The sequence below is a fragment of the Novosphingobium sp. YAF33 genome, from assembly GCF_052113265.1.
In the GTDB taxonomy this organism is placed as follows: domain Bacteria; phylum Pseudomonadota; class Alphaproteobacteria; order Sphingomonadales; family Sphingomonadaceae; genus Novosphingobium.
In genome coordinates this window covers 91,699-111,081 of sequence record NZ_JBFRCW010000001.1, presented here as the reverse complement: position 1 = coordinate 111,081, position 19,383 = coordinate 91,699, and the positions used below count along the sequence as shown (strand labels likewise).

Sequence of the window (19,383 nt, the reverse complement as noted above, 5' to 3'; positions counted from 1 at the left end):
ACTACGAGGTGACGATGCATTCGTGACCGGAGGCTTTGAGCGCGCCGCAGGCGCGGTCGGCCTGCGCCTTGCTGGCGAAGCCGGCGGCATAGAGCTTGGTGAGCTTTCCGGCCGGTACGAGCTGGCGCTTGCTTCCCGCCATTTCCGGGCGCTTCGACAAGGAGGCCCAGAGCTTCTCCGCATTCCCGGGAACGCCGAAAGCGCCGAGCTGGAGGCGCCAGATGCCGCCGCTCGCCGCTGCCGGAGCAGGGCGCGGCGCGGCTTTCGGTTCGACAGGTTTCGGCGCAGGCGGGAGAGCGGGGCGGGCGACCGGCTGGGCGGCCGCGACTTTTGGCGGCGCCTTCGCGGCAGGCAAGGGCGCGCGGTCGGCCGGGCGGGCGATGGCGGGCAGGGTATAGTCGGCACCGGCGCGGGCAGGGCTGTCCGGGGCGTTGGCGATTCTCGTCGGCGTGGGGGCGCGCGGACCCGTTCCCAGCTCGGCCCCTGCGGTTTCGCGGGTGCGGGTCGCATCGGCCTGCGCTGTAAGCTGGGCGGCGAGCCCTACGCTTTTCTGACGGTCTGCCAGCGGAATATGCTCGTCCATCTGGGCAAGGGCATTGGCGGCCTGGGGCAGCCCCGCGCGCTGGGCCATGCTCACCAGGGCATAGGCCCTGACCCAGTCCTTCTCGACGATGTCGCCGTTGAAGTGCGCGACCCCCAGGATATATTCGGCCCGCGCGTCTCCGCGTGCGGCGGAACTGCGCAGATAGGGCATGGCTTTCTGGCGCTCTCCACGCTGGAACAGCATGAGGCCATAAGTGTCGGAAGCCTGGACATGGCCTTGCGCGGCGGCCTTGCCGTAAAGTTCTTCCGCCTTGCCGAGGTCTTCGGGAACGCCGCGCCCCATCTTGTAGGCCTGCGCCAGGTTGAACTGGGCGTCGGCATCGCCCTTGTCGGCCAGCGGGCGCCATTGCTGGACGGCGGCGGCGTAGTTTCCGGCGGACCAGGCCTCGACTCCTGCCTTCACGCTCCCGGCCTTTACGTCAGCCAAGGCAGGAGCAGCGGCAAGACTCGCAAGCGCGGCGACCAGCCCGAGGTGCAGGGAGAGACATGAAAGGGTGCTTCGATTTTTCCGCACGTCTGCTGGCCTCGATTTCCTGACTAAGGTCCGGACATGGTAAGCGAAGGCACTCACCGGATCATCCGGATATCCCGAAAGATGCCCATGGAAGGGCGAAATTCGCGTTAACTCCGATGGTAAACGAAAAATCCCGGACCTGGCGGAGGCGACCATGCGGCAAGTGCCTGAAACGGCGGCGGGGTTAACTCTAAATTAGGAACGATCTGCGATCCAGCCCTCTGTGAGAAACTGAATTTTCCGAGCCGCCGATCTTTCGGCGCGGGGTTCCTCAGGGGGTAACGGCTTTGCGCGTACTGGCATTGGCATCGCAGAAGGGTGGTTCGGGCAAGACCACGCTTTCCGGGCACCTCGCCGTGCAGGCGCAGCGCGCCGGCGCCGGGCCGGTAGTCCTGATCGACATCGATCCGCAAGGTTCGCTCGCCGATTGGTGGAACGAGCGCGAGGCCGACTATCCTGCTTTCGCCCAGACCACCGTGGCCCGCCTCTCCAGCGACCTTCAGGTCCTGCGCCAGCAAGGCTTCAAGCTGGCCGTGATCGATACGCCGCCCGCCATCACCATGGCGATCCAGAGCGTCATCTCGGTCTCGGAACTGATCGTGGTGCCGACGCGCCCCAGCCCGCACGACTTGCGCGCGGTGGGGGCCACCGTCGACCTTTGCGAACGCTCGGGCAAGCCGCTGATCTTCGTGGTCAACGCCGCCACCCCGAAAGCGCGCATTACGGCCGAGGCCGCCGTCGCGCTTTCCCAGCACGGGACCGTCGCTCCCGTCACGCTGCACCAGCGCACCGATTTCGCGGCGTCGATGATCGACGGCCGCACCGTCATGGAAGTCGATCCCAACGGCCGTTCCGCGCAGGAAGTGACCGCGCTGTGGAACTACGTTTCGGACCGTCTCGAACGCAATTTCCGCCGCACCGTCTTCTCCGCTCCGCAGTTGACCGGCCAGCCGATCATGCCCGGCGCGGCACGACCGATCGGTGGCTTCGGCCGCCGCGTGGCAGGATCCTGATCGTGACCGGCTTGAGCGAACACGGCTTTGCCTCGCTGACGGCCGGGCTGCTGGCCCGCAAGGGGCGCGCCCGCCCGGCGATGCGGCGCCAGGATGCCGTCAACCTCGGCGCCACGAGCCTTTCCGTCGCCGGTGCGCGGATGGAAGACCTTGGCTGGAACGACTGGGGCCAGAACGATGAGGTCCAGACCGATGGGGGCCAAAACGATGTGGTCGAGCTGGTCGGACCGAGTGCCGAACTGCCCGCTTCGGCGCCCGCGCCCGACGTGCTGCGCCAGATCGACGAGCTTGCCCAGCGCCTCGGCCGCATGACCGTCCAGAGCCGCTCGGCCGCCGTCGAGGGTCGCCGTGCCGCCTTCACCCTGCGCCTCGATGCAGATCGTCACTTCCGGCTGAAGATGGCCGGCGTGCTGCTGAACCGCAGCGCGCAAGTGCTGGTTACCGAGGCGCTCGACAAATTCCTTTCCGAAATGCCGGAAATCGCCATGCCCGTCGGCGGGCGCAGCTGAGCCAGGGCCCGATCGATGCAACCCCTCAACTTCCGTGCCCGCAGCGCCGCTCTCGCGATCTGCACCGCGATGGCCGCGACGCTCCTGGTGAGCTGCGCAGGACAAGCGCCTTTCGCCCGCGCCGGTGCTTCGGCCGCCCCGGGTGAGCCGGGGGACAAGGACCTTGCCCGCGCGGAGCAGCGTGTCACCCGCTCGCCGCGCGATGCTTCGGCCCGCGCTGCGCTGGCCCAGACCTACCTCTCTGCCGGACGCTTCGATTCGGCCGCCACCACTTTCGAGGATGCCATTGCGCTGGGCGACCAGAGCCCGCGCACCGGCCTTGGCGCCGTGCTGGCCTATGTCGGCGCGGGTCGCGGGGCTGAGGCCATGGCCGTGCTCCAGCGCTTCCAGAACAAGCTGCCGGCCAGCGACTACGGTCTTGCCGTCGCTCTTGCCGGTCGTCCCGCCACTGGCGTGGATATCCTGACCGGCGTCGTTCGCGGCGGTGACAATACGCCCAAGGCGCGCCAGAACCTGGCCTATGCCTATGCCCTTGACGGCCGGTGGCGCGAGGCCCGCCTGATCGCCTCGCAGGACGTTCCGGCCGACCAGCTCGACGCCCGTCTTGGTGAATGGGCGCGTGCAGCCCGCCCGGACCAGTCGCAGGCGCGGATCGCCGGCCTGATCGGTGCTCCGCTGCGCGCCGATCCGGGGCAGCCTGCGATGCTTGCGCTCAACGCTCCTGCCGCTGCGCCGCGGATGGCCATGGCCGAAGCGTCCGCAGCGGCTTCGCCCGAAGCGGAACTTCCGCCCGTTCAAACCGGCGAAACTTTCTGGGGTGCGAACCAGCCCGAAGAGATCCAGCCGGTTTCTCCGCCTGCGCCCATGCCGGCTGCCCGAGTCGCCGCGCCTGTGCGTGTGGCCACCGCGCGTCCGGTTCGTCCGGTGGCGGCGGCCAAGCCGCAGGTCGCTCCGGCCAAGGCCTTGATTTCGGCTACGCATCTCGTCCAGCTCGGCTCGTTCCGAACCATGGACGGCGCCAAGCGGGCCTGGGGAATTTTTCAGTCGCGCAACCCGGCCCTTCGGGGGCATGATTTGCGGATTACCGAGGCGAAAGTGAACGGCCAGACTTACTACCGCGTCGCGGCGGGCGGTTTCGACCAGCGTGCGGCCCAGTCCGTCTGCGCCAGCGTCCGGCAGGGCGGCAATCCTTGCCTTGCCTATGCGCAGCAACGGCCGCTACCCGGCGGCGTCGGTGCGAATCAGATGCGCCGCGCCGAGCTTTAGAGTTTCCGCGGGGGCTTTGCCTCTCGCACTTGAGTTCCATGTGAACCTAAACGGCTCCTGTCTTTGGACAGGGGCCGTCTTTTTTGGTTTCAGGGAAGTTAAAAAAGTGAAAGCGGCGGCCGGTCAGGCACTCTTCGCGATGACACCAGAACGCCTGCCGGGGCCACAAAGGGGCGGCAGACGGACAAAATCCACGAGAAATGGAGGGTCGGCGAAGGGGGCAGGGGTCATCTGCCCCTGCCATCACGCGCGTGCTTACCTGGCCTTTACGGCGACCCCGCCCTTGAACAGCGCCAGCACGCGGCCCTGGACGGGCTGCTTGTCGAACGGCGTGTTGCCGGCGGCAGCGGCCATCTTGTCCGAATCGACGATCCACGGCCGGTCGGCGTCGATCACGGCAATGTCCGCCTCGGCGCCCACTTCGAGCTTGCCCGCATTGACGCCGAGCAGCTTCGCCGGGTTGGTCGCGATCAGTTCGAAGGCGCGGGAGAGCGAGATCACGCCGTCGCGCACGAGGTTCATCGTCAGCGGCAGCAAGGTCTCGGCGCCGGCCATGCCCGGCGCGGAATCCGCGAAGGGCAGGCGCTTGTCCTCGGGGCCGCGCGGATCGTGACCCGAGGCGACGACGTCGATCGTGCCGTCCCCGATCGCCGCGATCACGGCCTTGCGGTCGTCTTCCGAGCGCAGCGGAGGCGAAAGATGCGCGAAAGTGCGGAAGCCCGCCAGCGCGAGGTCGGAGAGCATGAAGTAGGCAGGCGTGACACCGGCCGTGACCTTGAGCCCTCGGTCCTTGGCGCGGCGCACGAGGTCCAGTCCTCTTGCGGTCGTCACCTTACGGAAGTGGATGGCCGCGCCGGCCAGTTCGGCCAGGGCGATATCGCGCGAGATGGCGAGGGCTTCGGCTTCGGCAGGCGCGGACGGCAGGCCCAGGCGGGTGGCCATTTCGCCGGAAGTGGCGACGGCCTTGCCGGTGATTCCCGCATCTTCCGGATGGGCCAGCACGACCATGCCGAGCATCCCGGTATATTGGAGCAGGCGTAGCATGGTGCCCGAATCGGCGATCCACTGGCGCCCGGTGGTCACGGCCTTGGCGCCCGCGTCGCGCATGAGCGCGATCTCGGCGAGTGCCTTGCCTTCGAGGTTCTGGGTCGCCGCGGCGAGCGGATGGACCCAGAGGTCCGGCTTGCCCGATTGCGCCGCGAAGCGCACGCGCGCCGGCACGTCGAGCGGCGGGTTCTGGTCGGGCATGAGCGCCGCGCGGGTGATGCCGCCGAAGTGGAAGGCGGGCTTGTCGATGGCGAAGACGCCGATGTCGACGAGGCCGGGGGCGATCAGCCGGCCGCGGGCGTCGTGAACTTCGTCGCCCGGCTGGGGCGTGACGTCAGCGCCGACGGCGGTGATGAAGCCGCCTTCGCTGCGCAGGGCGCCCGGGGCGATGGTGCCATCGGGCAGTACCAGCTGGCCGCCGGTCACGGTGAGGGGGGTATTGTTGCTCATGCCCGGGCCTCCCCAGCCCATCCGGGCATTCCGCGCCCTCGTCGGGTCAGGACATCGAGGCAGGCCATGCGCATGGCCACGCCCATTTCGACCTGGGTGGTGATCTGCGAGCGGCCGACGAGATCGGCGACATTGCTGTCGATCTCGATGCCGCGGTTCATCGGGCCGGGATGCATGACGAGGGCATTGCCTTCCGCCTTGGCAAGACGGTCGAGCGAGAGGCCGTAGAGATGGCGATATTCGCGCGGCGAGGGGATGAACTGGCCTTCCATGCGTTCGAGCTGGAGGCGCAGCATCATCACCACGTCGGCGCCTTTCAGCGCGGCATCGAAATCGTGGAAGACCTTCACGCTCATGYGCTCGATATCGRCGGGCAGCAGGGCCGGCGGTGCGCAGACGCGGACTTCGGCACCCAGCGAATTGAGCGCCAGGATGTTGGAGCGGGCGACGCGGCTGTGCAGGATGTCGCCGCAGATCGTCACGCGCAGGCCGTTGAAGGCGCGCTTGGCCTGGCGGATCGTGAGCGCGTCGAGCAGGGCCTGCGTCGGGTGCTCGTGCTGACCGTCACCGGCATTGAGCACCGGGCAGTCGACGAGGTTCGAGATCAAGTGCACGGCGCCCGAGCTGGCGTGGCGAATGACGATGGCGTCCGCGCGCATGGCGTTGAGCGTCATCGCCGTGTCGATCAGGGTTTCGCCCTTCTTCACGCTCGAATTCGCCACCGCCATGTTGACGACGTCGGCGCCGAGGCGCTTGCCCGCGATCTCGAAGCTCAGCAGCGTGCGCGTCGAATTCTCGAAGAAGGCGTTGATGATCGTCAGGCCGGAGAGCAGGTCGCGCCGCTTCTGCGTGCCGCGGTTGAGGTCGACCCATTGCTGGGCCTCGTCGAGCAGGAACATGATCTCGTGCGGGGCCAGGCCGCCGATGCCCACGAGGCTGCGGTGCGGGAAGGCTGCGGAGCCTTCCGGATATGTGAATTCTGGAGCTGTCATCGAAGACAAGGCCTTAGGCTCGGCTCGGAGTCGGCTCAAGGTGTTTTTAGCGCCAAGGCGGATCTTATGGGCACCCACCCTTTCGCATGGGCAGGAGACCGGATTGGCCGATGGTGCCCTCGCTATGGCCGCGCCCGGATAAGGGCGTTATGGCAGGGGATCGAAAGGCTGGTGAATTCATGACGTTCGCGCGCAAGATCTGGAAGCTGCTGGTGGGCGTGAAAGATGCCCTGGCCTTGATTTTCCTGCTGTTGTTCTTCGCGCTGCTCTATGCCGCGCTTTCATCGCGCCCTTCGCCGGGCAAGATCGTGGACGGGGCCTTGCTGCTCGAACTCGATGGCAACATTGTCGAGGAGAAGAGCAACGTCGATCCGCTCAGCCTGCTGATGAGCACGGAATCCACCTCGAGCGAGTTCCAGGCCCGCGATCTCGAACGCGCCCTGCGTCTGGCCGCCAGGGATTCGCGGATCAAGGCCGTGGTGCTGGACATGTCGCGCTTCCTGGGCGGCGGCATGGTGCATATCGAGGAAATCGGCAAGGCGCTCGACGAAGTGCGCAAGGCGGGCAAGCCGGTGCTGACGTTCGCGAACGCCTACGCCGATGACGGCGTGCAGCTGGCTTCCCACGCCAGCGAGGTCTGGGTCGATCCGATGGGCGGCGCCTTCGTGGCGGGGCCGGGCGGCAACCAGGTCTATTTCAAGGGATTGCTCGACCGCTTCAAGGTCAATGCCCACGTCTATCGCGCCGGCACCTACAAGAGCTTCGTCGAACCCTATCTCCGCAACGACATGTCGCCAGCCGCACGCGAGGCCTATCAGGACATCTACGGCGCGCTGTGGAGCGGCTACAAGGCCGACATCCAGCGGGCCCGACCCAAGGCCCGGCTCGACCAGATGACCGGCGATCCGATGGCCTGGTCGCAGGCGTCGGGCGGCGACTTCGCGCAGGGCGCCAAGGCCGCCGGCCTGGTGGACCGCATCGGCGACATCACCGAATTCCGCAATCGCGTGGCCGAGGTCGCCGGGAAGGACGAGAACGGCGACCTGCCGTTCAAGGCGAATCGCCTGGCCGCATGGCTTGCCGCCAATCCCGAGAAGGGTGAGGGCGCGAAGATCGGCGTCATCACCGTGGCCGGGGAGATCGTCGACGGCGATGCCGGTCCCGGACAGGCGGGGGGCGATCGGATTGCCGACCTGCTGGACGACAATATCGACGAAGGCTTCAAGGCCCTGGTCGTCCGCGTCGATTCGCCGGGCGGTTCGGCCATGGCGGCCGAACGCATCCGCCGCGCCATAGACCGCTACAAGGCGCGCAAGATCCCCATCGTCGTATCGATGGGCAACATGGCGGCAAGCGGCGGCTACTGGGTATCCACCCCCGGCCAGCAGGTCTTCGCGCAGCCCGAGACGATCACCGGTTCGATCGGCGTCTTTGCGGTTGTCCCCAGTTTCGAGAAGACACTGGCCGACTACGGCGTCACCAGCGACGGGGTGAAGACCACGGCGCTTTCCGGCCAGCCTGACATTCTCGGCGGCTTCACGCCTGAAGTGGAAGGCATGCTCCAGGCCTCTGTCGAGAATACCTACCGCAAGTTCGTGGGCATTTCAGCCGCGGCGCGAAAGATGACGCCCGAGAAGCTCGATTCGATCGCTCAGGGCCGGGTCTGGCCAGGGCAGGAAGCGCTGCGCATCGGTCTGGTGGACAAGATCGGCAATCTCGACGCGGCGCTGGCAGAAGCGGCCCGTCTCGGCGGCGTCGGGAATGGCAAGTATCAGGCGGTCTACCTGAAGGACGAGACGGATTCGTTCTCGAAATTCCTGGGCGGGCTGACCTCGGATTCCGAAGGACAATCCGCCGCCGCCCTCGATTTCGCCAGCTTTACGGCGCTGCGCCGCCAGCAGCAGTTCGCTCGCGTGACGGAGCAGGTCAGCGCGATGTTCACGGCGCGCGGAACCCAGGCCTATTGCATGGAATGCCCGATCGTTCCGGGCCGGACCAGGCCGAACGACTTGCGCGAACTCTCGGCTCTGGAAGGCCTGGCGCACTGGCTGGGCAAGGACTGAGCAGCAAAAAAGGCGCCGCGTTCCTTCCCGGGGATGGAGCGCGGCGCCTGAATTTCCTGAATGAAATCAGTCAGGTGGTGGAAGTTCGACCGGGCCTCTCTCAGGGCGGTCGAAATCGGGTCCGGTCTCGGGAATTTCCGTGGGGGCCGTGGGTTCGTTCGGGTCGCTCGGGGGTACCGGAGTCTCGGGGGGAGTGTCGCCGGGATTGTCGGCAGGCTGGGTTGCCATGTTCGCCTCTCTCTTGCTGATGCTGTTGCAACCCGTGGCGGAGAGGCTTGGTTGCATGGCCGGTGCAGGCCGACTGGCGCTTGGGTTCTTCGCATGCGATGCCGTCGGGGCGGGCCGGAACGCCGCAGCGGATCCGCGACCGACTTGCTCCGGTGCGACTCGCGGCGCTTGCCCTTTTCCGCGTGTCCTTATAAGGGCACGTCCCTTGAGTTTCAGGCTTGATCTTTGCGGGCGTGGCGGAATGGTAGACGCGCTGGTTTTAGGTACCAGTATCGAAAGATGTGGGGGTTCGAGTCCCTTCGCCCGCACCATTACGCCGCCCTGGGGGAGATGAGTCGCGAGAATTGGCCCCGTAAGGCCCGTTGAATTGCACAGGAAGGCATTTGAAATGCAGATCGTCGAAACCACCAACGAAGGCCTGAAGCGCGCCTACACGGTGACCATTCCCGCCAAGACCATCACGGCCCGCGTCGAAGGCGAAATCAAGAAGATCGCGCCGCAGGTGAAGATGCCCGGCTTCCGCGCCGGCAAGGTTCCCGCCAATCTCGTCAAGAAGATGCACGGCGAAGCGATCCACCAGGACGCGCTGAACGCCACCATCCGCGAAGCCATGGACAAGCTGGTCGCCGACCACGCCCTGCGCCCCGCGATGAACCCCGACGTCGCTCTCGGCGAAGGTTACGAGCAGGGCAAGGACGCCGAGCTGACCGTCAGCCTGGAAGTGCTGCCGACGATCGCTGCGCCCTCGCTGGACGGCCTCAAGCTTGAGAAGCTGGTCGTGCCCGTCGCAGAAGACGCCGTGACCGAAGCGGTCGAGCGCATTGCCTCGCAGCAGCAGCGTTTCGAGACCAAGGACGGTGCGGCCGAAGACGGCGACCAGGTTATCATCGACTTCACCGGCAAGCTCGACGGCGTCGAGTTCGAAGGCGGCAAGGCCGAGAAGGCTCCGCTGGTGATCGGTGCCGGTCGCTTCATCCCCGGTTTCGAAGAGCAGCTCGGCGGCATCAAGGCCGGTGAAGAGCGTACCATCACCGTGACCTTCCCCGAGGACTACCAGGCCGCGAACCTCGCCGGCAAGGAAACCACCTTCGACATCGTCGCGCACGAAGTGAAGGCGCCTGCCGAATCGAAGATCGACGACGATTTCGCCAAGGAACTGGGCCTCGAGAGCCTCGAACAGCTCCAGGGCCTGCTCAAGGGCCAGCTCGAGCAGGAAACTGCTGGCCTGACCCGCACCGCGATGAAGCGCCAGCTGCTCGACCAGCTTGCCGCCGGTCATGACTTCGACGTGCCGCCGACCATGGTGGAAGCCGAATTCTCGCAGATCTGGCAGCAGCTCACACACGAAGCCAGCCACGAGGAAGACCCCGCGGCCGCTCTCGCCGAGATCGAAGCCGAGAAGGACGACTACCGCAAGATCGCCGAGCGCCGCGTGCGTCTGGGCCTGCTCCTGTCGGAAATCGGCCAGGCCAACAGCGTCGAAGTGACCGCCCAGGAAATGCAGATGCTGGTCTCGCAGGCCGCTCAGCAGTACCGTCCGGAAGATCGCCAGCGCTTCTTCGAATATGTCCAGCAGGACCCGATGATGGCCGCCCAGCTGCGCGCCCCGCTGTACGAAGACAAGGTCGTCGACTTCCTGATCGAGAAGGCTGACGTCACCGAGCGTGAAGTGACCCGCGACGAACTGCAGGCCGCTATCGAAGCCGACACCGACGGCGACAAGCCGGCGGAAGCCAAGAAGGCTCCGGCCAAGAAGGCCCCGGCCAAGAAGGCTGCCGCCAAGAAGGAAGACGCTGCGGAAGACGCCGCTGCCGACGCCGACGAAGCCGCTGCCGAGGAAAAGCCGAAGAAGGCTCCAGCCAAGAAGGCTGCCGTCAAGAAGACCGAGGAAGCCGCTGAAGGCGAGGCGGAAGCCAAGCCTGCCAAGAAGGCTCCCGCCAAGAAGGCAGCTGCCAAGAAGGACTGATCCTTCTTTCAGGCTGATGCGCGAAGCGGCCCGGTGCAGAGATTGCGCCGGGCCGTTTTCTTATCGAGGATGGAGAATGTTATCCCACATCCCATCCGCGTTAGATCGTTAAAGCCCTTGAACATCGGCGAAGGGCACGCGACATAGGCGGTCCAAACCAGAAGAGGACTCCCATGCTCGACCTGTTTGGCGCCGCGGGCGCCCAAGGAAAGTTCACTACCGATCCCGTGACCGGCGCGCTGGTGCCGATGGTCGTCGAGCAGACCAGCCGCGGTGAGCGCAGCTTCGACATCTACTCGCGCCTCCTGCGCGAGCGCATCGTATTCATCACCGGCCAGGTCGAAGACCACATGGCCTCGCTGATCGTTGCGCAGCTTTTGTTCCTCGAGTCGGAAAATCCCTCGAAGGACATCTCGATGTACATCAACTCGCCGGGCGGCGTGGTGACGGCCGGCATGGCCATCCACGACACCATGCAGTACATCAAGCCGCGCGTCTCCACGGTCTGCATCGGCCAGGCCGCCTCGATGGGCAGCTTCCTGCTCGCCGCCGGTGAGCCGGGCATGCGCATCGCGCTGCCGAACGCCCRCATCATGGTGCACCAGCCTTCGGGCGGCGCGCAGGGCATGGCGTCCGACATCGAGATCCAGGCGCGCGAGATCCTGCGGATGCGCAAGCGCCTCAACGATCTCTACGTGAAGTACACCGGCAAGTCGCTCGACGAGATCGAGAAGGCGATGGACCGCGACACCTTCCTCGAAGCCGAGGAAGCGCTGGCGTTCGGCCTCGTCGACAAGGTCTTCGAAACGCGGCCCGACGGCGACAAGCCGACCGAAGCCTGAGCATGACCGCAAGGTCGGGGCTCCAACGGAGTCCCGACCTTCAGTCCTTTGCAACGGTTGCGGGGATACCCATATCGGTCTCAGGATTGCAAAACCGGCCCCGTCCAAGGTAGACTCGACGAGTCGCCTCGAATGGGCCTAAAGACGGAAAATGACGAAATTGAGCGGATCTGACGCGAAAAGCACCCTCTACTGCAGCTTCTGCGGCAAGTCGCAGCACGAAGTGCGCAAGCTGATCGCGGGACCCACGGTCTTCATCTGCGACGAATGCGTCGAGCTTTGCAACGACATCATTCGCGAAGAGACCAAGGCCGGGATCGCGGGCAAAAAGGACGGCGGCGTGCCGTCTCCCCGCGAAATCTGCGAGACGCTGAACGACTACGTGATCGGGCAGGAACGCGCGAAGCGTGTTCTGTCAGTGGCGGTGCACAACCACTACAAGCGGCTGAAGCACAGCGGCAAGCAGGGCGACGTGGAACTGTCCAAGTCGAACATCCTGCTCGTGGGTCCCACGGGTTCGGGCAAGACGCTGCTCGCGCAGACGCTCGCCAAGACCTTCGACGTGCCGTTCACCATGGCCGACGCCACCACGCTGACCGAAGCCGGTTACGTGGGCGAGGACGTGGAGAACATCATCCTCAAGCTGCTCCAGGCTTCCGACTACAATGTCGAGAAGGCGCAGCACGGCATCGTCTACATCGACGAAATCGACAAGATCAGCCGCAAGGCCGAGAACCCGTCGATCACGCGCGATGTTTCGGGCGAGGGCGTGCAGCAGGCGCTGCTGAAGCTGATGGAAGGCACGACTGCTTCGGTTCCGCCGCAGGGCGGCCGCAAGCACCCGCAGCAGGAATTCCTGCAGGTGGACACGACCAACATCCTGTTCATCTGCGGCGGTGCCTTTGCAGGTCTTGAGAAGATCATTGCCGACCGCCTTCAGAAGCGCTCCATCGGTTTTGGCGCGCATGTCGCCGATCCGGACAAGCGCCGCGTGGGCGAACTGCTCCAGAAGGCGGAGCCGGAAGATCTGCTCAAGTTCGGCCTGATCCCCGAGTTCGTCGGCCGTCTGCCGGTGATCGCGACCCTGAACGACCTCGACATCGAGGCGCTGGTCAAGATCCTGAAGGAGCCGCGCAACGCGCTGATCAAGCAGTATGCGAAGCTGTTCGACCTCGAAGACGTGGAACTGACGTTCACCGACGAGGCGCTCGAAGCGATTGCCCAGAAGGCCATCGACCGCAAGACCGGCGCACGCGGCCTGCGCTCGATCGTGGAAGGGCTGCTGCTCGACACCATGTTCGACCTGCCGACCGAAGGCGATATCGCCGAAGTCGTCGTCGACAAGGACGTGGTCGAAGGCCGCAAGGAGCCGGTTCGCGTGCTCAAGGGCGACAAGGCCGAGGCCGCAGCCTGATCCCTGCGAAGCAGGTGCCGACGAAAAAGGCCCGTCCGGTTCTTCCGGGCGGGCCTTTTCGTTGCCCGGAACGTGCCGGTCAGGTCTGACCATGCTCCGGTGTGGGGCGATGACGCGATACCTGTTCGTCTGCAGCCGCAACAAGTTGCAAGGGAACTCGCCGATTGGGCCGATGTGATCGTGGTCATGGAAAAGGTTCATCGGCGTAAAGTGCAGCAGGCCTTCCGGCGCCACCTCAACCGGCAGCGCATGATCAGCCTCGACATTCCCGACGACTATGCCTTCATGGATCCCGACCTGGCCCTCTTGCTGGAAACCAGGATGGCGCGCCATCTTTCTCACCTGCCGATGCATCACGACGAGTGAGGCTCGGAAGGACCGGGGCCGAAAGCCGGACCTAAGGCTCAGTCCTCGCCCACGGGACGCGGCGGCCCCATCGTACCGCGGGCGCCCGGACCCATCCGTCCGCGCCGACCTTGCGGAACCGGATCGCCCTTCTTGATCGTGCGCAAGGCAACGCCGTCGCGGGTAATTGTCGTCGATTGGGCATCCGTGGCCTTGAGTAGCCAGCCCTTGTCGCTCTGCACCCAGGTGTCGCGTGAGAGCGACGTGGTGCCGAACGTATGCATTTCTCCGTCGCGCCCCTGGCGCTTGTCGCTGGCGACTTGCTGCTGGACGACCTCAACGGTCTTGCCGTTGACGGTCACCGACTGGATGGTCGTCTTCGAGGTGCGATCCGGATCGACGGGGATTTTCGCGAGCCCTGCGATCAGTTCGTCCACGCTCATCTTGTTCTCGCCCAGGTCCGTGCGCACGAAATCGCTGGCGAGCAGGGGCTTGATGCGGTCTGCCTCGCGGCTGTCCATCGCGGCGCGAAGCTGCTCGTAGCGAGCCTCGATATCGCTCCTGGTGTCGGCCTGGGCCAGTCCCGGGACGAAAGCCCAGCCGAGGGTCAGGGAGAGCAGGAGGCGGGTAGAGGGTTTGCGGGTCATGTCGATCGTGTCCCCATGTCGCGGGTGGAGCAGTGGCTGGTGCAAAGTCCTAGCGGCAGGCTGCGATGCCGCAATCACGATATTGTACCCGATTGTCGCGCTCATACTTGGCAGTTCGGCGCGCCTTGCCCACGCTGCGGCCCGACGGGCAGTCGGATCGACGCCGGGCAGGGGAGAGCACATGGGCGGACCTATCGCCGTTTCGCGGATCATCCACACGATCCACGCCACCACCGATATTCATCGCAGCCGCGCGCTCTATCAGGATGCGCTGGGCGGGCTGGTTTTCGCCGAGAACTTCTTCCCCGCCGAAGATCGCGAAGCGGCGCTGCTCTATGTGACCGATCATATGGTCGAGCCGATGGCCGCCCGCCATCCGGAGGACCTGACGAAGCCTTTTGCACGCCAGGCCGCGCGGATCGGCCCGGGCTTTCATTCGTTCGAGATCAAGGTGGCGGACGGCAAGGCGGCCAGCGCGGCCTTCCGCGAGGCGGGCTGCACGGTCGCCAGCGACTATGGGGTGTTCTTCTTCGTCCGGCCCGAATCGACCGGCGGCGTCCTGCTGGAAGTCTGCGAGCTGCCGATGCCCAACGATCCGTGGGAGCGGGGCAACTGGGACCCCAGGCTCGGAGCCGGGCACCCCTGCCGGGTCACGGGCCTCGATCATATCGCCTGCGTCACGCGCGACATGGCTGGGGCTTTGCGGTTTTTCACCGAAGTGGTGGACGGCGAAGTCCTCAGCGACGAGCGCATTGTATCGCCGCAAAGGGCGCGCCGCGTGCTCTTGCGGCTGGGCGATACCCAAGTGGCGTTCCTGGAACCTGAAGAACCCAATGCCGGGGTCTTCGGGGCTTTTCTCGCGAAGGCGCAGAACGGCATTTATGCGCTCGTCTGGAAGGTGGACGATCTTGCGCAGGCCCAGGCGCACTTCGCCGGGAAGCTGAAATTCCGCGTGGGCCAGGCCCATTGCGTGCCCGCAGGCCTGGCAATCGAGCCGGACGACTTCCTGGGCGCCCGGCACGAGTTCACCGAGGCCTAGACGACGGTTTCGCTCTCCAGGGCGCAGGGCGATTCGGCATCCGTTTCGATCTGCACGGTCGGGTGGCCGATGCCGAAGCGGTGCTCGAGGTCGTGGGCCAGGGTGTGAAGGAAGGCGTCGCCGCGTTCGGCGCCGGGCATGACGAGATGGGCGGTGAGCGCCGTTTCGGTGGTGCTCATCGGCCAGATGTGAAGGTCGTGCACGCGGGTGACGCCTGGCAGCGCCGCCAAGAACTGGCGGACGGCGGCGATGTCGATGCTCTCGGGCACGCCCATCATGCCCATGCGCAGCGATTCGCGCAGCAGGCCCCAGCTGGACCAGGCGATGACGGCGGTGATCACCAGCGAGGCGATCGGATCGACCACTTGCCAGCCCGTGAACATGATGACGATGCCCGCGATCACCACCCCGGCCGAGACTGCCGCGTCCGCCATGAGATGCACGAAGGCGGCGCGCAGGTTGAGGTCGGACTTGCTCCCCTTGGCGAAGAGCAGCGCCGACAGCGCGTTCACCGCGATGCCGAGGGCCGCGACGACGATCATGGTGGTTCCGGCCACCGGCGCCGGTTCCGTGAAGCGCCGGATCGTCTCCACCAGGATCGCCCCGATCGCCACCCATAGCAAAGCGGCATTGGCGATGGCGGCGAGGATCGAGGAACTCTTGAGGCCGTAAGTGAAGCGCTCCGAGGGCGGACGCGCCGCGAGCACGCTGGCAGCCCAGGCGAGGAGCAGCGACAGCACGTCGGAAAGGTTGTGTCCGGCATCCGCCAGAAGCGCCATCGAGCCACTGAAGAAGCCCGCCGCGCCCTCGGCAATGACGAAGGCGACGTTCAGTCCTACCGCAACTGCGAATGCCTTGCCCACGTCGCCAGGAGCGGGCGGACCATGGTGATGATGCCCGTGACCGTGTGCATGTCCGTGACCATGCGAATGGCCATGACCATGCCCCTTAACGGTCTGATCGTGATGATGCTGATGTGCGACGCCCATGACAATTTCATCGCATGCGCCGGACCTTAACAGCAAGCTATGACGTATCATCACATGCCGAAACGCAATTGGGGCGCCGAACATGGATGCCGCGCCGCGTGACATTTATGCCGCACCAAAGATTGTCATATTGGCGCATAAAACCCGGAATTCTCAGGAAAAATAGGCGATCTCTGCAATCGAACGCAATTTGAGTCAGAAAATTGCGCAACAAAGATCGGAAATGAATCCCGTGCGTCAGAAGATTGTCATATTGCGCTGCTCTTAGCAGCCGCAGCAAATTTTGCGGCAGGGCAACTCTTCCGCATTTGGCGAAAACACTCTGAAGGTTTCCAGGGGGCTAAGATGAAGTTTCAATCCATTCTCTCCACCGCGACCAGCTCGCTCGCCGTCGGCGCAGCGTTCCTCGCCGTTCCCGCTTTCGCACAGTCGACCGGTTCGGCCGATTTCGACGACGCGATCGTCGTAACCGGCGCGCGTTCGAACGACATCGTCGGTATCCGTACGCCGGATTCGCCCAAGGCGAAGGTTGTGATCAACAAGGAGTTCATCGAGAACCAGCGCGCTGGTCAGACGGTGAACGAAATCATCAACCTCGTTCCGGGCGTGAGCTTCACCAACAACGATCCCTGGGGTTCCAGCGGCGGCTCGTTCTCTATCCGCGGCTTCGATTCGAGCCGTATCTCGCAGACCTTCGACGGTATTCCGCTGAACGACTCGGGCAACTACGCCATCTACTCGAACCAGCAGGTCGACGCCGAGCTGATCGAGACCGTCAACGTCAACCTGGGTTCGACCGACGTCGATAGCCCGACTGCATCGGCAGTCGGTGGCACCGTCAACATCAACACCAAGGTTCCCGACGACAAGTTCGGCGTGATGACCAGCCTGTCCTACGGCGACGTGGTGGCAGACGGTTCGGGCGGATCCGATCGTTCGTATCAGCGCATGTTCGGCAAGATCGAAACCGGCGAGTTCACCTCGTTCGGCACCAAGGCATGGGTTTCGGGTTCGTATGCCCGTAACGGCGCTGCATTTGCCAACTACGGCAAGGTCGAAAAGCAGCAGTACAACGCCAAGATCTACCAGCCGATTGGTGGTGACGACTTCATCTCGCTCGCAGGTCACTACAACGAAAACCGTAATAACTTCGGTGGTTCGCCCTTCCGGGCGAGCGCGTTCACCGGCGACAAGACGGATCGCTTCTACGACATCGCCGGCGGCGCGCCTTGCACCGTGGCAGCGGCTCGTCCGGGCGTAGTGGACACCCCCAACGGTTGTGGCGCTGACTTCGAACGTCGCTACAACCCGTCGAACACCGGCAACGTTCGTCTCGCGTCGCTGTTCCATCTGACCGAGAAGCTGACCCTCTCGGTCGATGCCGCGTATCAGTACACCAAGGCTAACGGCGGCGGCACGACCACCAATCCTGGCGGCGGCGCCACCACCGGCGCCTATGAGCGTGCATACACCAGCGGCGGCTTCACCGGCACCGGCAACTATGGCGGTACGTTCTACTTCGGACGCGACCTGAACGGCGACGGCGATATCCTTGATCGCGTCACTCTGCTCCAGCCGAGCCAGACCAAGACGAACCGTTACGTGGCGATCACCAACCTCGCCTACGAGATCAACGAGAACAATCGCGTCCGACTGTCCTACTCGTTCGATCGCGCGCATCACCGTCAGACCGGTGCTGCCGGCCTGGTCAAAGCTAACGGCGAACCGTTCGACGTGTTTGCGGTCAATGATCCGCTCACCGACACGGCCGGCAACGTGCTTCAAAAGCGCGACCGTGACTCCTACGCCACGCTGCACAAGATCGCCGGCGAATATCGCGGCACGTTCTTCGAGGACAAGCTGACCGTCCTCCTCGGCCTGGCCGCGCCGTTCTACAAGCGCGACCTGACCCAGAACTGCTTCACCACCAGCTCCGGCGGGTTCGTGGACTGCGTTCCGGACAGCCAACAGGCTGCCTACATCGCTGCCAAGCCGTATTCGTTCAACGCCACGACTGGCAAGGCAACCGGTTCGGCCGTGCCGCAGTCGCGCAAGCTCGACTACGACAAGCTGCTTCCTAACGTTGGCCTGACCTTCAACATCACGCCTGAAGTCAGCATCAGCGGCAGCTACTCGAAGAACATCTCGGTTCCCAGCACTGACACGCTGTACAACGCCTTCTACTTCCCGGCGGACAGCGACGCGGCTTACCGCGTGCCGGAAACCGCTGACAGCTTCGATGCTTCGCTGCGCTACTCGACCCCGATGGTTCAGGCAGTGTTGACCGGTTGGTACACCAAGTACAAGAACCGCCTCGTCACCGCCTATGACATCGACGGCAACGCTACCGACACCAACCTCGGCCCCGTCAAGAAGTACGGTATCGATGCCAGCGTCTCGGTTCGTCCGGTCCAGCAGCTGTCGCTCTATGCCTTCGGTTCGTGGATCAAGTCGGAAATCGAGCAGGACGCCGTCACCGGCAGCTGCACCGGCGTGATCGCAACCGCTGGCCTGTGCTACACCACGGGCGGCGTGAGCTACCTGCGCACCGGTGGAAAGCGTGAGCGCGCAACCCCTGAATGGCTGTTCGGCGGCCGCGCCCAAGTCGACATCGACGACTTCAGCGTCGGCGCCCAGGCCAAGTACACGGGTTCGCGCTACCTGAACGACATCAACGGTACGGTTGCAGACCTGACCGGTGCGAAGTTCAAGAGCTTCACCACGGTGGACCTCAACGTGCGCTACAAGCTGGAAAAGCTTGGTCTCGAAAAGAGCGAGATCCAGCTGAACGTTTCCAACCTGTTCGACGACTACTATGTCGGCTCGTTCTCGGGCGGTCTGGACACGCTCCCGACTTCCAGCTCGGCCTTCGTCAACTTCGGTGCACCGCGCGCAATCAGCGCAACGTTCATCATGGGCTTCTGATAGAAGCTTCACGCGAAAGCGGACGAGAATTGAGGGGGGAAGCGCAAGCTTCCCCCCTTTTTCTTTGTGTGCCTTGGGCGGGAAGCTTATTCTTTCCTACGAGAAGTCATGGAGTACCCCGTGCGCGAAGACCAGGCGACCGCGTCACACTCGCAGCAGATCGATGCCCGCATCGCGGAGCTGGGCGATTGGCGGGGGGCTCTGTTGGCTCGGCTGCGTGAGGTTGTCCTGGCGGCCGATGCCGGTGTTGCCGAGGACTGGAAATGGCGGGGGGTGCCGGTCTGGTATTGCGGCGGCATGATCTGCACCGGGGAAACCTACAAGGCAGCGGTGAAGATGACGTTCGCCAAGGGCGCCGCGCTCGACGATCCGGCGGGGCTCTTCAATGCCAGCCTCGACGGCAACCAGCGCCGGGCCATCGATTTCCATGAAGGCGACACGGTAGACGAGCCTGCGCTGACGGCGCTTGTCCGCAGCGCCATAGCGCTCAATCTGGCGAAGAAGCCTGTGCGGTCGAAGACACCCCGCTAG

Annotated in this window: 17 protein-coding genes and 1 tRNA gene; 13 read left to right on the top strand and 5 right to left on the bottom strand. The window is 64.8% G+C overall.

Annotation, left to right across the window (positions count from 1 at the left end):
• Window position 1: 1 nt before the first annotated feature.
• Window positions 2-1,081, bottom strand: coding sequence for an SPOR domain-containing protein (locus tag AB4Z00_RS00475; RefSeq protein WP_442045058.1), 1,080 nt, complete (start codon window positions 1,079-1,081; stop codon window positions 2-4).
• 323 nt (window positions 1,082-1,404) lie between these two features.
• On the opposite strand from AB4Z00_RS00475, the gene AB4Z00_RS00470 reads away from it, so the two are divergent.
• From AB4Z00_RS00470 to AB4Z00_RS00460, 3 genes are read left to right on the top strand one after another with little or no spacing between them, the layout of a single operon-like run.
• Entirely contained in the window at window positions 1,405-2,130 is a 726-nt protein-coding gene (locus AB4Z00_RS00470; RefSeq protein WP_132262023.1) for a ParA family protein, read from the top strand.
• Between the two features lie 2 nt (window positions 2,131-2,132).
• Complete coding sequence (locus AB4Z00_RS00465) at window positions 2,133-2,639, top strand: hypothetical protein (protein WP_314463510.1); 507 nt, start codon at window positions 2,133-2,135, stop codon at window positions 2,637-2,639.
• 15 nt (window positions 2,640-2,654) lie between these two features.
• Entirely contained in the window at window positions 2,655-3,905 is a 1,251-nt protein-coding gene (locus AB4Z00_RS00460) for an SPOR domain-containing protein (RefSeq protein WP_442044361.1), read from the top strand.
• 255 nt (window positions 3,906-4,160) lie between these two features.
• Here AB4Z00_RS00460 and AB4Z00_RS00455 read toward each other — a convergent pair whose 3' ends face one another.
• Together AB4Z00_RS00455 and AB4Z00_RS00450 are read right to left on the bottom strand one after the other, a co-directional pair.
• On the bottom strand, window positions 4,161-5,402 hold the full coding sequence (locus AB4Z00_RS00455) for a dihydroorotase (protein WP_442044359.1): 1,242 nt from the start codon (window positions 5,400-5,402) through the stop codon (window positions 4,161-4,163).
• Window positions 5,399-6,394, bottom strand: coding sequence for an aspartate carbamoyltransferase catalytic subunit (locus AB4Z00_RS00450; protein ID WP_442044357.1), 996 nt, complete (start codon window positions 6,392-6,394; stop codon window positions 5,399-5,401). The genes AB4Z00_RS00455 and AB4Z00_RS00450 overlap by 4 nt, the downstream gene beginning before the upstream one ends.
• Before the next feature lie 179 nt (window positions 6,395-6,573).
• Between AB4Z00_RS00450 and sppA the strand changes: the two genes are divergently transcribed.
• The 6 genes from sppA to AB4Z00_RS00420 all read left to right on the top strand — a co-directional run bounded on the left by sppA (window position 6,574) and on the right by AB4Z00_RS00420 (window position 13,273).
• Window positions 6,574-8,457 carry a signal peptide peptidase SppA gene (gene sppA / locus AB4Z00_RS00445; RefSeq protein WP_442044355.1) on the top strand — a complete coding sequence of 628 codons (1,884 nt, stop codon included), beginning with the start codon at window positions 6,574-6,576 and terminating at the stop codon, window positions 8,455-8,457.
• Window positions 8,458-8,912: 455 nt separating this feature from the next.
• Window positions 8,913-8,996, top strand: a tRNA-Leu gene (locus AB4Z00_RS00440).
• A 77-nt stretch (window positions 8,997-9,073) separates the two neighbouring features.
• Window positions 9,074-10,651, top strand: a complete 1,578-nt coding sequence (gene tig / locus AB4Z00_RS00435; RefSeq protein ID WP_442044353.1) for a trigger factor — start codon at window positions 9,074-9,076, stop codon at window positions 10,649-10,651.
• A 173-nt stretch (window positions 10,652-10,824) separates the two neighbouring features.
• Entirely contained in the window at window positions 10,825-11,493 is a 669-nt protein-coding gene (gene clpP, locus AB4Z00_RS00430; RefSeq protein ID WP_442044351.1) for an ATP-dependent Clp endopeptidase proteolytic subunit ClpP, read from the top strand.
• Window positions 11,494-11,644: 151 nt separating this feature from the next.
• Entirely contained in the window at window positions 11,645-12,907 is a 1,263-nt protein-coding gene (clpX, locus tag AB4Z00_RS00425; protein WP_132262033.1) for an ATP-dependent Clp protease ATP-binding subunit ClpX, read from the top strand.
• Between the two features lie 99 nt (window positions 12,908-13,006).
• Window positions 13,007-13,273, top strand: a complete 267-nt coding sequence (locus AB4Z00_RS00420; protein WP_442044349.1) for a hypothetical protein — start codon at window positions 13,007-13,009, stop codon at window positions 13,271-13,273.
• A 38-nt stretch (window positions 13,274-13,311) separates the two neighbouring features.
• On the opposite strand, the gene AB4Z00_RS00415 is transcribed toward AB4Z00_RS00420, so the two are convergent.
• The gene (locus AB4Z00_RS00415) at window positions 13,312-13,899 is read right to left on the bottom strand and encodes a nuclear transport factor 2 family protein (protein ID WP_442044347.1); all 588 of its coding nucleotides are present in this window, start codon (window positions 13,897-13,899) and stop codon (window positions 13,312-13,314) included.
• A 181-nt stretch (window positions 13,900-14,080) separates the two neighbouring features.
• Between AB4Z00_RS00415 and AB4Z00_RS00410 the strand changes: the two genes are divergently transcribed.
• Window positions 14,081-14,938, top strand: coding sequence for a VOC family protein (locus tag AB4Z00_RS00410; RefSeq protein WP_442044345.1), 858 nt, complete (start codon window positions 14,081-14,083; stop codon window positions 14,936-14,938).
• Here the strand turns inward: AB4Z00_RS00410 and AB4Z00_RS00405 are convergent.
• Window positions 14,935-15,801 (bottom strand): cation diffusion facilitator family transporter, encoded by an 867-nt coding sequence (locus tag AB4Z00_RS00405; protein WP_243841095.1) that lies wholly within the window; start codon window positions 15,799-15,801, stop codon window positions 14,935-14,937. The genes AB4Z00_RS00410 and AB4Z00_RS00405 overlap by 4 nt on opposite strands.
• Window positions 15,802-15,822: 21 nt before the next feature.
• On the opposite strand from AB4Z00_RS00405, the gene AB4Z00_RS00400 reads away from it, so the two are divergent.
• The 3 genes from AB4Z00_RS00400 to AB4Z00_RS00390 all read left to right on the top strand — a co-directional run bounded on the left by AB4Z00_RS00400 (window position 15,823) and on the right by AB4Z00_RS00390 (window position 19,383).
• Window positions 15,823-15,957, top strand: coding sequence for a hypothetical protein (locus tag AB4Z00_RS00400; protein WP_442044342.1), 135 nt, complete (start codon window positions 15,823-15,825; stop codon window positions 15,955-15,957).
• Between the two features lie 315 nt (window positions 15,958-16,272).
• Window positions 16,273-18,852 carry a TonB-dependent receptor gene (locus AB4Z00_RS00395; protein ID WP_442044340.1) on the top strand — a complete coding sequence of 860 codons (2,580 nt, stop codon included), beginning with the start codon at window positions 16,273-16,275 and terminating at the stop codon, window positions 18,850-18,852.
• Window positions 18,853-18,972: 120 nt separating this feature from the next.
• Window positions 18,973-19,383 (top strand): DUF1801 domain-containing protein, encoded by a 411-nt coding sequence (locus AB4Z00_RS00390; protein WP_442044338.1) that lies wholly within the window; start codon window positions 18,973-18,975, stop codon window positions 19,381-19,383.

Excerpts from the sequence above, each read along its gene's own strand:
- AB4Z00_RS00460 (WP_442044361.1), top strand. The coding sequence starts at position 2,655 with ATGCAACCCCTCAACTTCCGTGCCCGCAGCGCCGCTCTCGCGATCTGC.
- AB4Z00_RS00455 (WP_442044359.1), bottom strand. The coding sequence starts at position 5,402 with ATGAGCAACAATACCCCCCTCACCGTGACCGGCGGCCAGCTGGTACTG.
- sppA (WP_442044355.1), top strand. The coding sequence starts at position 6,574 with ATGACGTTCGCGCGCAAGATCTGGAAGCTGCTGGTGGGCGTGAAAGAT.
- tig (WP_442044353.1), top strand. The coding sequence starts at position 9,074 with ATGCAGATCGTCGAAACCACCAACGAAGGCCTGAAGCGCGCCTACACG.
- clpX (WP_132262033.1), top strand. The coding sequence starts at position 11,645 with ATGACGAAATTGAGCGGATCTGACGCGAAAAGCACCCTCTACTGCAGC.
- AB4Z00_RS00415 (WP_442044347.1), bottom strand. The coding sequence starts at position 13,899 with ATGACCCGCAAACCCTCTACCCGCCTCCTGCTCTCCCTGACCCTCGGC.
- AB4Z00_RS00410 (WP_442044345.1), top strand. The coding sequence starts at position 14,081 with ATGGGCGGACCTATCGCCGTTTCGCGGATCATCCACACGATCCACGCC.
- AB4Z00_RS00400 (WP_442044342.1), top strand. The coding sequence starts at position 15,823 with ATGGTGATGATGCCCGTGACCGTGTGCATGTCCGTGACCATGCGAATG.
- AB4Z00_RS00395 (WP_442044340.1), top strand. The coding sequence starts at position 16,273 with ATGAAGTTTCAATCCATTCTCTCCACCGCGACCAGCTCGCTCGCCGTC.